14 protein-coding genes are annotated in these 14,459 nt (G+C 59.6%); 9 read left to right on the top strand and 5 right to left on the bottom strand.

Annotated features, from left to right (window positions below; genetic code table 11):
- Window positions 1-67 precede the first annotated feature (67 nt).
- The 6 genes from F1529_RS16845 to F1529_RS16820 are packed head-to-tail and all read left to right on the top strand — an operon-like array spanning window position 68 to window position 5,756.
- On the top strand, window positions 68-1,237 hold the full coding sequence (locus F1529_RS16845; protein WP_007151324.1) for a CpaF family protein: 1,170 nt from the start codon (window positions 68-70) through the stop codon (window positions 1,235-1,237).
- Complete coding sequence (locus F1529_RS16840; RefSeq protein ID WP_007151440.1) at window positions 1,224-2,144, top strand: type II secretion system F family protein; 921 nt, start codon at window positions 1,224-1,226, stop codon at window positions 2,142-2,144. The genes F1529_RS16845 and F1529_RS16840 overlap by 14 nt, the downstream gene beginning before the upstream one ends.
- Complete coding sequence (locus tag F1529_RS16835; protein ID WP_290519263.1) at window positions 2,137-3,012, top strand: type II secretion system F family protein; 876 nt, start codon at window positions 2,137-2,139, stop codon at window positions 3,010-3,012. Before F1529_RS16840 ends, F1529_RS16835 begins: the two co-directional genes overlap by 8 nt.
- Before the next feature lie 14 nt (window positions 3,013-3,026).
- Window positions 3,027-3,716: a tetratricopeptide repeat protein gene (locus tag F1529_RS16830; RefSeq protein WP_039926501.1), complete on the top strand. Its 690-nt coding sequence runs from the start codon at window positions 3,027-3,029 to the stop codon at window positions 3,714-3,716.
- Window positions 3,713-3,982: a hypothetical protein gene (locus tag F1529_RS16825; RefSeq protein ID WP_007149057.1), complete on the top strand. Its 270-nt coding sequence runs from the start codon at window positions 3,713-3,715 to the stop codon at window positions 3,980-3,982. The genes F1529_RS16830 and F1529_RS16825 overlap by 4 nt, the downstream gene beginning before the upstream one ends.
- Complete coding sequence (locus tag F1529_RS16820; protein WP_155136678.1) at window positions 3,960-5,756, top strand: hypothetical protein; 1,797 nt, start codon at window positions 3,960-3,962, stop codon at window positions 5,754-5,756. The genes F1529_RS16825 and F1529_RS16820 overlap by 23 nt, the downstream gene beginning before the upstream one ends.
- 437 nt (window positions 5,757-6,193) lie before the next feature.
- Here the strand turns inward: F1529_RS16820 and F1529_RS16815 are convergent, their stop codons facing one another.
- Window positions 6,194-7,381 (bottom strand): acyl-CoA desaturase, encoded by a 1,188-nt coding sequence (locus F1529_RS16815; RefSeq protein ID WP_155136675.1) that lies wholly within the window; start codon window positions 7,379-7,381, stop codon window positions 6,194-6,196.
- A gap of 142 nt (window positions 7,382-7,523) precedes the next feature.
- Window positions 7,524-9,500 carry a hydantoinase/oxoprolinase family protein gene (locus F1529_RS16810; protein ID WP_155136672.1) on the bottom strand — a complete coding sequence of 659 codons (1,977 nt, stop codon included), beginning with the start codon at window positions 9,498-9,500 and terminating at the stop codon, window positions 7,524-7,526.
- Between the two features lie 124 nt (window positions 9,501-9,624).
- Here F1529_RS16810 and mutM point away from each other — a divergent pair, with 124 nt between their 5' ends.
- Both mutM and F1529_RS16800 read left to right on the top strand, forming a co-directional pair.
- Window positions 9,625-10,434: a bifunctional DNA-formamidopyrimidine glycosylase/DNA-(apurinic or apyrimidinic site) lyase gene (gene mutM / locus F1529_RS16805; protein ID WP_155136669.1), complete on the top strand. Its 810-nt coding sequence runs from the start codon at window positions 9,625-9,627 to the stop codon at window positions 10,432-10,434.
- A gap of 176 nt (window positions 10,435-10,610) precedes the next feature.
- A complete protein-coding gene (locus F1529_RS16800) occupies window positions 10,611-10,991 on the top strand; it encodes a hypothetical protein (RefSeq protein ID WP_007148517.1) in 381 nt (126 codons plus the stop codon).
- Between the two features lie 78 nt (window positions 10,992-11,069).
- Here F1529_RS16800 and F1529_RS16795 read toward each other — a convergent pair whose 3' ends face one another.
- Complete coding sequence (locus tag F1529_RS16795) at window positions 11,070-11,831, bottom strand: TetR/AcrR family transcriptional regulator (RefSeq protein WP_230457825.1); 762 nt, start codon at window positions 11,829-11,831, stop codon at window positions 11,070-11,072.
- A gap of 91 nt (window positions 11,832-11,922) precedes the next feature.
- Window positions 11,923-13,074, bottom strand: coding sequence for a radical SAM family heme chaperone HemW (gene hemW, locus F1529_RS16790; RefSeq protein WP_155136666.1), 1,152 nt, complete (start codon window positions 13,072-13,074; stop codon window positions 11,923-11,925).
- Window positions 13,075-13,218: 144 nt separating this feature from the next.
- Between hemW and F1529_RS16785 the strand changes: the two genes are divergently transcribed.
- Window positions 13,219-13,668, top strand: coding sequence for a YaiI/YqxD family protein (locus F1529_RS16785; RefSeq protein ID WP_007149403.1), 450 nt, complete (start codon window positions 13,219-13,221; stop codon window positions 13,666-13,668).
- Here F1529_RS16785 and F1529_RS16780 read toward each other — a convergent pair.
- Window positions 13,659-14,378 (bottom strand): hypothetical protein, encoded by a 720-nt coding sequence (locus F1529_RS16780; protein WP_155136663.1) that lies wholly within the window; start codon window positions 14,376-14,378, stop codon window positions 13,659-13,661. The two genes, F1529_RS16785 and F1529_RS16780, sit on opposite strands and share 10 nt — an antisense overlap.
- Window positions 14,379-14,459 lie beyond the last annotated feature (81 nt).

Below are 14,459 nucleotides of genomic sequence, written 5' to 3'. Positions count from 1 at the left end.
TGGCCTGCGCAATGAGCGTGGCGCCTGGCCCGAATAACAGTCAACGCAACGGATAGCAGGAGCAGTTGTGGCCGGACGGATCGATGCGGAATACCAGCAGCTCAAGGATCGCACCCATCGGTGGGTCGTAGAGCGCCTGGATGAAGAAGGGATCGAGGTCGGCAATGCCGGCAGCGACCAGCTGTCGGATTTTGTCCGTACCACCGTGGGTCAGTATATCGCCCTGAACCGGGTCCCTCTTTCCACCCAGGATCTCAATCAGCTTGCCCGCGATGCGCTGGATGAAGTCACCGGCTTTGGCCCGTTGGAGCCCTTGCTGGCGGATGAACAGATCAATGACATCCTGGTGAACGGCCCTGACAGTGTGTTTATTGAAGTGTCCGGGGTGCTGCAAAAGGCGTCGGTGCGTTTTATCGATGACGACCACGTGGTGAGAGTGATTCGTCGCATGCTGGCGCCGCTGGGGCGGCGGCTGGACGAATCCAGCCCCATGGTGGATGCCCGCCTGCCGGATGGCTCCCGGGTGAACGCCATTATCCCGCCGCTGGCGCTGGATGGTCCCAGCATCAGTATTCGTAAGTTCACGCGCAACCATCTGAGCGCCCAGGAACTGATCGATTCAGGTTCGCTGACCGAGGCCTGCCTGGACATCATGATCAAGGCGGTGGAGTCGCGCCGCAATATTATTGTCAGTGGCGGTACCGGTACCGGTAAGACCACCATGCTGAACCTGATCAGCCAGTACATTCCCCGCCCGGAACGCATCCTCACCATTGAGGATTCGGCGGAGCTGGTACTGAACCACCCCCATGTGGTGCGGTTGGAAACGCGCCCGGCAAACACCGAGGGAAAGGGGCGCATCAGTGCCCGTGAGCTGGTGATTAACGCCCTGCGGATGCGCCCGGACCGGGTGATTCTGGGTGAGGTGCGTTCCAATGAAGTCATTGAATTGCTGCAGGCCATGAACACCGGCCACGAAGGCTCCATGAGCACCATCCACGCCAACAGTTCCCGCGATGCGCTGGTGCGTATTGAGACATTGCTGGCGGTGAGTGGCTATGACGCCAGTGAAACGGCTATTGGCCGGCTGATCGGTTCTGCCCTGGATATTATTATTCAGCTTGAGCGAACGCCGGATGGCCGTCGCCGGGTGAGTGAAGTGGTGGCGTTAACGCCCACCAGCGATGACCTTTATCACATGGATTACCTGTACCGGAGCAATGATGAGCGCGGTTGAACTGCTCGGCATGGCACAGGTGCTCGGCATCATTGCCGTGCTGACGGTGTTGTTGCAGCTGGTCTGGTTCCGTTACCGGCAGCGCAGCCTGGTCAGCGACCGGGTGCGCCAGCGGTTACAGCAACGCACCGAGCTGGGTCAGGAGCTGGGGCAGACACGGGTGGTCAGCGGGCCGCTGGAGCGTCTGTTGCTGCGCGCAGATATTCGTTTGTCGCGTACCCAGTTGACGCTGATGGGCATTGTCATCTTTGTCATGCTGGCGCTGGTGCTGGCGTCGTCCGGTTTTATTGCGGCCGCCGTGGTCGCCCTGTTCATTATGGCGAGCCTGTGGCTGTACTGGCGTTTCCGGTTTCAGCAACAGCGCCGTGCCATTTTTGAATCCCTGCCGGGCATCATGGATTCGACCCTGCGTTACATGGGGGCGGGCCGCTCTCTGGAAGCGTCGTTGCTGGAGTCGTTTCAGGATGCGCCGCCGGTGTTTCAACCGCTGACATTCCGGCTGCGCAGTGCGGTGGAATCCGGGCGTGACTACACCGGCTTGTTTGATGATTTTGCGCGGCTTTATCGGGTGCCGTCACTGGTGCTGGTATCCATTGCCTTGCGCACCTCCGCCCGCTTCGGCTCATCCATTCGGCCGGTTCTGCAGCAAGTGGCCAATTCCCTGCGTTCGCAACAGGAACTGCGCCGTGAGTTTCTTGCGTCCACCGCAGAAACCCGTTTTACCGCAGGAGCCTTTACGCTGCTGCCCTTGGGTATGGCGGTGTACATGATGCTGATTAATGAAAAATATGCCGATGTGCTTTTGCGCACGGACACCGGGCACACCATGCTGATTATCGCCGGTGTGCTGCAGGGCATCGGTGTGGTGATTATCTGGCGCATGGTGCAGGGGGTGGGGCGTGAGTGATCTGTTTCTGGCGCTGTCCGTCGTCCTTGTGCTGGTGGCGCTGTGGCTGCTGTTGTTCAAGGCGCGGGAATGGGAAATGCGGGCACGAGTTCATGCCCGGTTGCACGACACTGCGGGTGTCCGTGCGGAAAATGACAGTGGCGGTTTCTGGCTGTGGCGTATTTCCGGGGCGTTGACAGAGTCTTCCCTGGCGGCCAGTGATTACGAAGATATTCGCCTTGCGCTGAAAGGCATGGGCAAAACCCGTGAACAGTCCCAGGTGATTTATTTATTGTCGTGTTGGTTGTTGCCGGTGTTGGTGGCGGCCATCGGGTTTCTGTTTTTCGGCGCGCTGGGCGGGCTGTTGATGTCGGCGGCAGGATTTATTCTGCCGCGCAGAACCATTCGTGGCATGGGGGCGCAGGCGGAAATGCGCCAGAACCTGGAAGCAGTGGAGCTGTGTCACATGACGCGCATGCTGATGGAGGCGGGGCTGTCACTGGAGCGCGTGCTGCGCATTATTGGTGTGCAGGGCAGGCCGTTGCTGCCAATCCTGATTGCCCGTATTGACCGGTTTAACCGGTTAATGAAATCCGGTGCGGAACGCACCCAGGCGCTGGATGAGCTGGGTGAAAATAAACGGATTCCGGTGCTGCGCAGTTATGTGGTGCTGATGAAACAGAGCAGCCAGTTAGGGGCCGGTGTATCGCACAGCCTGGACCAGATTATCGACGAAGCACAGAACGTGGAGCGCAACCGGATCCGGGAAGAAACCAACCGGATCGGGGCAAAAATGACGGTGATCATGATGGCTTTCATGCTGCCGGCGTTATTTATTCTGATTGGTGGCCCGGCGGTGGTGTCCATTGCCGAGGCGTTGACACGATGAAAGGGAGCAGGGACATGCGTGGCAGTAATTGGGGAGGTCTGTGTGCTGGGGCGCTGCTGACAGTGCTGGCGGGCTGCGCCCACCAAAGCGCGCCTGCACAGGCGAGCGGTACCGTGGATGTGTCTGGCATTGTCTGCAAGGATGCGCTGCAGCCAGAGCAAAGGGTGGACCTGGAAATGGTCGATACCCTGATGGCCAAAGGGCGCAACTATGCGGCGTTGGCGCAGCTGGAGAATGATCCGATGAACGCCATCGATCACTGGTTGCGTTACGGGCAGTTACTGGCGGCGTCCGGCAAACTGGAAGAATCGGAAGAGGTGTATCGGGCCATGGCCAACCGTTGTGGTGATGGCCGCAGTGAACATGGTCTGGGCATGGTGTTGCTGAAGCGCCATGAGGTCATGTCGGCAATTTCACATCTGGAAAAAGCCCGTGATATGGCACCAGCCACATCCCAGGTGCGCAACGATTACGGTTATGCGTTGTTGCTGGTTGGCCGTTATGACGATGCGGCATTTGAATTGCGCACGGCCTTGGAGCTGGCGAATGGCCAGGGGCCGGTTCGCCAGAATCTGGCAGTGGCCTACCTGATGAGTAATAACGAAAAAGGCATCCAGGAATTGCAGTCTCAATACGGTTTTTCCGAGGACGAAATGGCCTATGCGGAGAAACTCAGTCAACAGTTCGGGAGGGTCGCACCATGAATAAATGGCTTCTTGTGCTTCTTCTGCCGGGCCTGGCCGTGGCGGCCGAGCCCGAGCAGAATTATAGCTTCGGTGTATCCGATCAAGTGGTAAACAATGTGCCGGAAACAGTGACCGACTGGTTGCTGAACCAGCAGCGGGACTCTCGTCCGGCCGCAAAAAGTGAGCTCTCGGCGCCTATCTATGTGGATACCCAGCGTCGCCTGGCGGATTCATTCCGCACGGCCATACCGGACACCTTCGGTGAACAGACCCGCGACGAGTAATCGCCGGCGCCAGCAGGGCGCCCTGACGGTGATTACACCGCTGCTGTTGTTGATTGTCGTCATCCTGTCGGTGATGGCACTGGATGGCGCGCGCCTGTATATGCTGCGCGGCGAAATGCAGGCGCAGGTGAATGTGGCGGCGCAGGCGGGGGCATCGGCTACGCAAAGTTGTGGCGGCCAGGCGCCTGCCACGGCTACCGTCAGGCAGCGTGCGTTGGCTGCCGCACGGGCCCAGGGGTATACCGGTACGGATGACAGCCTGTTGATACAGACAGGTTTGATCGATAGGAGTGATGAAGACAATATCCTGACGTTTCAGGCGGTGAACTTTATCGAGGAAAGTAACGCTGTGCTGGTGTCTTATACCCGTAGCGAGCCCATTTCCATATTGTTGCCTGAATCGGTATTCGGCACCCTGGATATTACGGTCAATGCTGCCAGCCGCAAAGAAGTGACAGCGACGGTTAGCGCTGCCGGAGGTACTGTCGGGGTCGGTGGCGATGGCTCACTGTTGGGCTCACTGTTGGGTGTGGTCTTGAATCAGCCGGGCTTTTCTCTGGATCCAACCAGCCTGGATAGCCTGGAAAACGCCACCGTGCAGCTGGGAGATTTATTGTCCACGTTGGCGGTGGATGATCTGACGGAGCTGCTGGGGCTGGATGCCGATCAATTGGCATCGGCTATTGCTGATGTGGGTGGCGTTGCCGCACCGGTTGCTTCTTTGCTGGATGATATTGCTACCTCGCAAGGTATTGAAACCATCAAGGTCAGTGATGTCATTGAGGTGGTTGAGGCGACCTCAGTACCGGAAGACAGTGAGTTTCCGGTCTATGATCTGGTGATCAGCCTGGTGCTGAATCTGGCTGAGCAGCAACAGGCTGGTCAGGGAGGCGTGCTGGATCTGCCATTGAATATCAATGACCTCAATATCCCCCTGATTGCGGATATTGAAACGGTGGATCTGGGGCTACACGTGGGGGAACCTCCCACCGTGGCTATCGGGCCGGCGAGGCAGGATGCTGACGGTAACTGGAGGACACAGTTTTACGCACCGGATGTGACTTTGCAGTTACGAGCAAGAGCCGAGATTCTGCCGATCAATATATTGGGGCTTGTGACGTTTTCTCTGGCCGATCTGGAAATTCCCCTGGCAGTGAACGCCGGTGGCGGTCGTGGGTACCTGGTCGCAGCTGATTGTGCGGCAGGTTCTTCCAATACCGTGGAATTTACTGTCGAGCTGGAACGGGAAGTGGCCCGAATCGTGACAGGAAGCCTGGATAGTGATGGCGAATTGCAATCTTCGCCTCTGGATGCGGATGTGGGTCGACTCAGCCTCTTGTTCGGTTTGTTGTCGATTGATCCACTATTGCATCTTGATGCCGAACTGGATGGCACCGTACCGGGAGCAGAGGAAACGGTGGTTCTGGATCCTCGCTATGATCTTTATTGTGACCCGGTGGCTGGCTGTGCTGAGGTGGGCTATGAGGATCTGGGAAGTGGCTTGGCCGGTCTTAATCTTGGGCTCACGGTTAACGCAAGTTTGCTGGAGGGGACGCTGGGAGGGATATCACTTGGTCAGGTGCTGAATCCCGTGATCGATTTGATTGAGGATCTGCTTTCGGATGTGGTCGTCAGTCTGGGCGATGCTTTGATCAATCCTCTTCTGCGCACGTTGGGTGTGGGCTTGGGAGGAATTTCGGTGAATGTCTCAGCGGCAAATCAGGATGCCATTCAGGTGATTGAGAACATCACTGTTGCGTCTGCACAGGGCTGAGCATGTAAACCGGTATTCAATGCTGGCCGACCAAGAAAGGTTCATCACGGATTAGAGTGAATAACACGCTTCTTGCCGTTTGGTTAGCTTATAGCGAATCCCTCCGCACTTTGTTGCCAAACGCTCGACGCCGGATGCCTGACGTAGACCCCCATAGCCTGAGTGGCTGTCGCTATTGCGGTATTTCTTTTGAGGGCTCCAGGGCCATTATTCAGGGAATCATTGAGACATTCGTTTTGCGAAGATCGCATAGCGGCCATGGTTTGAAATGCAAGCGTCCGTCGTCGGGCATCTGGCGCCCAGCGATTGTCGAGGTTGGATAAAGAGGTAACGCCTGAAATCGACTCATCACTCCATTCCGCGATGAACCAAAAAAACGGGGAAAATGCTTGGAAAGAGATGAATGAAAAACGGCCGCATTAGCGGCCGTTTTCGTTTCAGGCAGTAGCGTGCCGGTAATGAGGTAACCGGTCGGCGAATTCCTGTAGCGCGTGGATGCCGGATTCGCGGGCGTCGTAGCACCACTTCTCCAATGCGTCCACCATTTCCGATGAGCTGCGGCTGGTCTGCGTCCAGATATCCTGCAGGCGCAGACGGAACTGGTAAATCGCTTCCAGGGTTTCGTTGTTCTCGGTCAGGCTTTTCAGGCGCAGTTCCTGATTGGGCTTGATCAGGGTGAGGTCCCGGTGCAGCAACGCCTTGGCGCGGCCGTACAGGTCGCGGGTGGCGTCACAGGCGCGGGCCTGTTCCTGTTTGAAGACCGGCGTAATCACGGTCTTGCGGTAATGGCGCATGACCTGAAAGCGGTGTTGCATGACGCCGCGAAGCGCGTCCAGGTCGATCCCGCGGGCGCTTTTTTCCAGGGCCGGTTTCGGGGCGACTTTCTTCACCTTGGCCAGTCTCAAAATCTCGAACAGGCGAATCCAGGCCCAGCCGGCATCGAATTCAAAGCGGCGTACGGATAGCTTGGCGGAGTTGGGGTAGGTGTGGTGATTGTTGTGCAGCTCTTCGCCGCCAATCAGGATGCCCCAGGGGGAGATATTGCGCGACGCATCGGCGCACTCGAAGTTGCGGTAACCCCAGTAGTGGCCCAGGCCGTTGATGACGCCGGCGGCGAACAGCGGGATCCAGATCATCTGAACGGCCCACACGGTAATGCCGGCGGCGCCAAACAGCAGCAGGTCGATGACCGCCATCAGGGCAATGCCGCCCATGGGGAAACGGGAATAGACGTTACGTTCCACCCAGTCGTTCGGGCAGCCAGCGCCATACTTCTTCAGGGTCTCTTCGTTTTCCGCTTCTTCGCGGTACAGTTCGGCCCCTTCGCTCAGTACCTTGCGAATGCCTTTCACCACCGGGCTGTGCGGGTCCTCTTCGGTCTCGCACTTGGCGTGGTGTTTGCGGTGGATGGCGGTCCACTCCAGGGTGTTCTGGGCGGTGGTGAGCCACAGCCAGAAACGGAAGAAATGCTTGAGCACCGGGTGCATGTCCAGCGCCCGATGCGCGGAATAGCGGTGCAGGTAAACGGTGACGCTGACAATGGTCACGTGGGTCATGGCCAGGGTGATCAGCACCAGGGCACCGAGACTCGGAGCCAGCAGGCCCTCACTCAGATAATTCAGCATAGATGTCGCACAGTAAAAAGACGGAGCCGCTATTGTGCCCTACCCGGGATGACGGACATAAGACACTAAACGGGTCAAATTCGGACTTTACGGCCAATCAGGGTCCCAAAGGTGCTTGCTGACTGACGAATGGGCACTGCTGTTATGCCTTCCGTTGCAGCAACAGGTGCCCCTGGGAATCGACGGAGGCATGCCAGTTTGCGGCCAGCCAGGTGGTGCCCACGGCTTCGTAGATCAGGGCAGGACCGGCGATACGCTGCCCGGCGCCCAGTGATTCGCGGTTATACACGGCCACTGGGGTGTCTATGCCGGGCAAGGTGATAAGGCGTTCTGCTGACGCTGACCGGGTATGGCGATCTGGCTGGGCAGGCGGGTTGTTTTGGGCCTGGCTCTGGACGCGCAGGTTGACCTGCTCAACGGGGAGCCCCAGCTGGTGACCGAAGCGTTGCTGGTGGGCGGTGTGGAAGCCGGTTTCCCGGTCGGCCAGCGTGGGCTCCCAGTTAATCTGCAGGACGGAAGATTGCCCCCGGTAGCACATGTCCACAAACACCCGGTGGCGAATCCGGTCTGCGCTGACGCCTTCGGCAATGAGCTCTGCCTGGCCCTGCTGTTGCAGTTGCGCAATGCGTTCGTGCAACAGGGGCTCGTCTACCTGTTCTGGCAGTGCCTGCAGCATTTCCCGTTTGCGCGGGGCGTAGACCAGCCCTTCGGCAGACAGGACGCCTGCCCGTTGCGGAACAATGGCCTGGGTCATGCCCAGGTTGTCGGCCAGCGCGCAGACATGCAGGCCGCCGGCGCCACCGAAGCTCATCAGTGCGAAGTCCGCGGGGTCGAAGCCTTTCTGGATGGAGATCACCCGCAGCGCCTGGGTCATGTGTTCGTTGGCCAGCGCCAGCACCCCGTCGGCGGCTTGCTGGCGAGTCAGGCCCAGGGCCTGGGCGAGCCTGTCCATGGCCTGTTCCGCGGCGGGCACATCCAGCGCCAGTGAGCCGCCGAGGGCAAAGTCCGGCTGCAGCCGGCCCAGCACCACATTGGCATCGGTGACGGTGACCTGTTGCCCGCCTTTGCCGTAGCAGGCGGGGCCGGGGTCGGCACCAGCGGATTGCGGCCCCACGTGCAGCAGGCCCGCGTCATCCACATAGGCCAGCGAGCCGCCGCCGGCGCCGATGGTGTGCATATCTACCATGGGAACGGCTACCGGATAGGGGCCAATGTGGCCCTGCTGGGTCAGGCGGATATCGCCATCAAGCAAGGCCACATCGGTGGAGGTGCCGCCCATGTCGAAGGTCATCAGCTGCGGTTGCTGCAGCTGCTGCCCTAGCCGCTGGGCAGCGGCGAGCCCACCGGCAGGGCCGGACAGCAGCAGGTTGACGGCCAGATCGGCCGCCTGCTGTGAGGCAATGGTGCCACCGTGGGATTGCATGATAGCCAGTGGCGCGGGGGCCGTGGCCTGTTGCAGGCGTTGCAGGTAGTCGGCGACGCGGGGGGCCAGCCAGGCATTCAGCCAGGTGGCCATGCCCCGTTCGTATTCGCCCCGGGTGGGCAGTATCTGGTGCGATGGGCTCACCGCAAAGCCGGCATCACACAAGGCGTCATTGAGCCGTTGTTCGTGTTCCGGGTTCAGGTAGCTGAACAGCAGGCACAGGGCGATGGATTCCGGGTCCAGCTCGCGGACGGCGCTCAACAGGGTGGCAATGTGGCCGTCGGTGAGCGGGGTCACGGGGTGGCCGGCGGCATCCAGCCGTGCCGGGCAGCCGAGCGCGGGCAGCAGGCTGACCGCAGAGGCGTTGCTGGGGGGCGTCAGATTGTAGAGTTCCGGGCGGTTCTGGCGGCCAATGCGGAGGATATCCTCCAGCCCTTCATTGGTAATCAGCAGGGTGCGGGCGCCCTTGCCTTCCAGGGCCGCGTTGGTGGCTACGGTGGTGCCGTGCACAATCGCCAACTGCCCGCTGGCCATGGCATCACTCAGGCCCAGGTCCCTGATGCCCTGCAGGATGGCGCGTTCCGGGGATGAGGGTGTGGACAGCACTTTGTGGATGCGCGGTTCACCGTCGCCCAGTAGAACAAAATCAGTAAAAGTACCGCCGGTATCGACGCCGAGCCAGTAAGTGAGAGACATGAGAGTAAATTAATAATGAATAATTGAAAAACGAGTTGCGGAAGCAGTGTAGCCTAAGACATGCATGCTTTTGGATGTTGTGTTGGTTTTCGCTATTCATTATTAACTATTTATTGCCTTTTTTATGCCTGAATTACCTGAAGTGGAAACCACCCTGCGCGGCGTTCGTCCACATGTGCAGGGACGTATTTTGACGTCGGTCACGGTGCGTGAGCCGCGCCTGCGCTGGCCGGTCAGTGAGGCCCTTTATGCATTGCGTGATTGCCCCGTTGTGGCCCTGCGCCGGCGGGCCAAGTACCTGTTGATTGAGCTGGAGCACGGGCAGGTGCTGATTCATCTGGGCATGTCCGGCACCCTGCGGGTGGTGGATGCGACCTTGCCATTGCGCAAACACGACCATGTGGACCTGCTGCTCGATAGCGGCAAGGCACTGCGCTTCAACGATCCGCGCCGGTTCGGCACGGTGCTGTTCCAGGCCGGCGAAGAGCCACACAGCTTGTTGCAGTCGCTGGGGCCGGAGCCGCTCAGTGAGGCGTTCAACGGTGAGGGGATGTTTGCCCGCTCCCGGGGGCGCAAGGTGGCAGTGAAGAGCTTCATCATGGATAACGCCACGGTGGTGGGGGTGGGCAATATTTACGCCCAGGAAAGCCTGTTCATGGCGGGTATCCATCCATCACGGGCGGCCGGGCGTATTTCCCTGGCGCGCTATCAGGCGCTGGCGGAGGCCATCAAGGTGGTGCTGGCCCGGGCGATTGAAGCGGGCGGGACGACTCTGAAGGATTTCACCCGCGCCGATGGTCAGCCCGGGTATTTTGCCCAGTCACTGAATGTGTATGGCCGCGCTGGCCAGCCCTGCCTGCAATGCGAAGCCATCCTGAAGGCGGATCGGCATGGCCAGCGCAGTACGGCCTATTGCCCGCAATGCCAGCGGTGACGGGGGGAAGGGTGGGGGGATCGCCTCGCGTCGGTGCTGATCAATGATTGAGCGCCTGACCTATTGCTGGCCTAAGAACAAAGGTGTAGATTGTGATGCAATTGTCGGAATATTAACGACTTAGCTGAAACAATGTCAGCGATACTTTAACTATAAAAATACAAGAGGGACTCACCATGAAGCGAGCAAAGCGCCCGGTAGTGGCATCCGTACTCGCCTCCACCATGCTGTTTGCTGCCATGGCGCCCGTCACGGCACAGGCGGCTGAATCAAAGCTGGATCGGCCGGGGGAAATGGCAATGATCGGCGACGCGGTTTTTGCGCGCCCATTGCTGCTGGTTTCCACGGTGGTGGGGGCTGGCCTGTATGTGGTTACGCTGCCGTTCAGTCTGCTGGGGGGCAATCCGGGAGAAGCCGGCGAAGTGCTGGTGATGAACCCGGGCAAGAATACCTTCGTTCGTTGTCTCGGTTGTACGCCGGCTCAGCATGAGAGCCTGAAGGCGGAAAAAGAGATGCAGAAAAGCGCAGAACAGGAAGCGGTGGCCAGCGCGGAATAACCGCCGGCCATTGTTCACCACAAAAAAGCCCCGCACTTGCGGGGCTTTTTTGTGGGCGAGTAAACGGTCGAGCCGGGGTCAGGCGCTGCCAAGCTTGAGGCAACTGCCTTTTTCCTTGCACAGATCCGCGAACAGGTAATCGCAGAGGCTGGTGACTTTGCTGCTCAGTGCGCCGTCATCAAAGGGGCTGTCGTCAAGCGGTTGCCACTGCATGGCATTGAGCTGCAGCTGTACGTTGCGCAGTAGCAACCTGTGAGGGTCTTTCAGGTCGTACATATCCAGGATGCCGTCGGCATGGATCAGCGTATGCATGCCCATGGCCATGGACCACTGGCCGATGCTGAATGTCAGCGGGTCCTGACCATGGTCTTCCAGTTCGTTATTGCCAATGGCATCGCGAACGACCTGTTCTACCATCCTGCCAATGGGCTGGGTGGCGGTCAGGAACTGCTCCCGACGGCTGGGTGACGACGCCAGCCAGACGACTTCTGTCATGATGTACTGTTCGAGCCGGAAGTGTTCAGGGTAGTGCTGGGCAAACAGTGAGTAGGCCAGGGAAAACCCCAGCATCTTGTCGCGACTGGACAGGTCGGAATGGGCGACTTTCTCGAAGTATTCCCGCCGTGTGGTGGTCAGCTCGGTGCAGACCGCGATAAGCAGGTCTTCCTTGGACGCGAAGTGGTGATAGAGCGTACCAGTGGCAAAATTGCAGCTGCGGGCAATGGCCGCCATCTGCACGCCCAGCAAGCCTTCATCGCAAAGCTGCTGTCGGGTTGCCTCAATAAAGAGCTGTTCTCTTTCTGCTAGCGCCTGTTCGCGCCCGCTGCGTGTTTTTGTCATAGTCATAATCTTTTGTGATCCCGCCATTCAGTGTGAATAGCCTTGCAATAGGGTTCAAGCGCTTTTGTCAGCGTGTAGACGGGCGTGCCGTTTACAAAAGCGCCGCCGCCAGTTTTTCCAGCAATCCGTTCAGGTGGCGCAAACCATTATCGGTACAGGCCAGCCGCTGGTCTGTGATGGCGAGCAACCCCTGCTGCTCCAACGGGGTCAGTGCGTTTTGCCATTGTGCGACCGGCTCTCCGGTGGCTTGCGCCAGCGTTTGCCAGGTGATGCCGTCCACCAGACGCAAGCCGTTTAACAGGGCCTCGAACAGGCGATCTTCGCGGGCAATGGGCTGGTGCTGACGGCGGGCATGGGCGGCGTCGGCCAGGTAGTCCTCGGGTTTTCGGGTTTTCTGGTACCGGTGCACGTGACCCTGCGAGGCCTGGGTGATCTTGCCGTGGGCGCCGGCGCCAATTCCGAGATAGTCCCCGAATTGCCAGTAATTGAGATTATGCCGGCAGCGGCGTCCAGATTGCGCGAAGGCGGAAATTTCGTAGCGTTGGTAGCCGTGCTGAGCGAGCAGGGCGAAGCCGGCCTGTTCGGTGTCGGCCATGGCGTCGCTGTCTGGCTGGACCGGCGGCGCGCGGTAGAAAACGGTATTAGGCTCGATGGTCAGCTCGTACCAGCTCAGGTGCGTGGGTTGCAGGGCAATGGCCTGCTGCAGATCGTCCAGGGCCTGGGCGTGGCTCTGCCCGGGTAGCGCATGCATGATATCCAGATTGAAATTGTCGAAGCCGGCGGCCCGCGCCTGGTGGGCGGCGTCGATGGCGGCGCTGGCATCGTGGATGCGCCCCAGCGCTTGCAGATGCGCGTTATTGAAACTCTGGACTCCGATAGACAGGCGGTTGATGCCCGCGTCGCGAAAGCCTTCGAAGCGGCCGGTTTCCAGGGTGCCGGGGTTGGCTTCCAGGGTGATCTCGGCGTCTGCCTGCAGGGTCAGCCGCTGGCGAATGCCCTGAAAGAGTTGCCGGTAAAAGTCGGCGGACATCAGGCTGGGGGTGCCGCCGCCGATAAACACCGTTTCCACCGGACGGTCACCGATCAGCGGTAAATCCTGTTCCAGATCGGTAAGCAGGGCCTGCAGGTAGGCGGCTTCCGGAATCTCGCCCCGCTCATGGGAGTTGAAATCGCAATAGGGGCATTTACGCACGCACCAGGGGGTGTGGATGTACAGCGAGAGCGGCGGGTTGGTCAGGGGCATGGAAGGGCAATGAATAATGAATAGTGAATAATTAATAGCGACAGATAAAAAACAGTGCCGGGTTGGAGTATGGTAACAGAGTCGGGTGACTAGGGGTTTTTCTTTAGTTGTTCACTATTAATTGCTCATTATTAACTGCCATTTATGCATATCTGGGTTGATGCGGATGCGTGCCCGCGTCCGGTGAAAGAAGTGTTATTCCGTGCTGCACAGCGGGCGCAGGTTCCCTGCACGCTGGTGGCGAATCAGCATATCGCCGTACCACGTACGCCGTTGATCCGTTCCATTCAGGTGGGGCAGGGCTTTGACGTGGCGGATAATGAAATCGTGCAGCGCTGTGAGGCCGGCGATCTGGTGGTGACCCAAGACATACCGTTGGCCGCTGAAGTGGTGGAAAAGGGCGCCGAGGCGGTGACGCCTCGTGGTCACTGGCTGGACAAGGATACCGTGCGCGAACGCCTGAATATGCGTGATTTCATGGAAGAAATGCGTTCGGCGGGGATGCAGACCGGCGGCCCGGCCAGCTTCTCCAGTCAGGACAAGGGGCGGTTTGCCAATGCGCTGGACCGGTGGCTGGCGCGGGCTCAGAAGTAACCCATCACCCCGACCTGTCCCCAGCTGAGGTCACCACCGCCGTCGCGGCGCACATCTTCTCCTGCCCAGCTGTGCTGCCAGCCGGCCCACAGGTTGACCGACCGGTGGCAGTGCCAGGTCAGCATCACACCCACTTCGCGGTGATTGGGGCCGTCATAGTCCTCGCTGGCGTAACCCTGATCATAGGCTTGCGTCAGCCGCAGTTGCGCGATGCCGGTTGCCCAGAGCTGCTGTTCCCCTACCAGTGATAGCGCATAGAAAGCGCCGTCGGCCTGCTTGCTCCAGGTGCCGTCTGCGCGCAGGGCCAGCCAGGGCTGCAGATGGGTGGCGATACCGAAGCCGGCTTCCACGTCATCAGGGGTGTCCAGTGCCGGGTCGTCCGCGTGGAATTGCAGGTAGGTCACGTTGAGGTACGGTTCCCAGCGGCCGATGCCCGGCGCGTATTCCGCGAACAGGTTGTTCTCCCGGTAGTCGCTGCTGCCAGCGCCCCAGGCTTGCCAGACTCCCAGGGCCCCGTGGTCTTTTGTCAGGTCGCCGCCCAGGCTATGCAGGCTGTGGCCATCGAGATTGTCGCGGCCTTCGCTCACATAGCGGCTGTGCCATTGCGTCTGCAGGCTGCCGTGTAGCGGGTTGGCCTCACTCAGGGCGGCAGGCAGTAGCAGGGCAAGGCAGAGGTAATGTTGCGGGGTAGGGCGGCGTGGGGTTGGCACCGAGCTAGCTCCTTGCTGACGGTAAACCCTGATTTTATCAGAGGGGAGCGAAGGCGCGGTGAAGGCGCTCACTCCCTGCGC

The organism is Alcanivorax sp. VBW004, assembly GCF_009718865.1.
Lineage (GTDB): Bacteria > Pseudomonadota > Gammaproteobacteria > Pseudomonadales > Alcanivoracaceae > Alcanivorax.
This window is presented reverse-complemented; position numbering and strand designations above follow the sequence as displayed.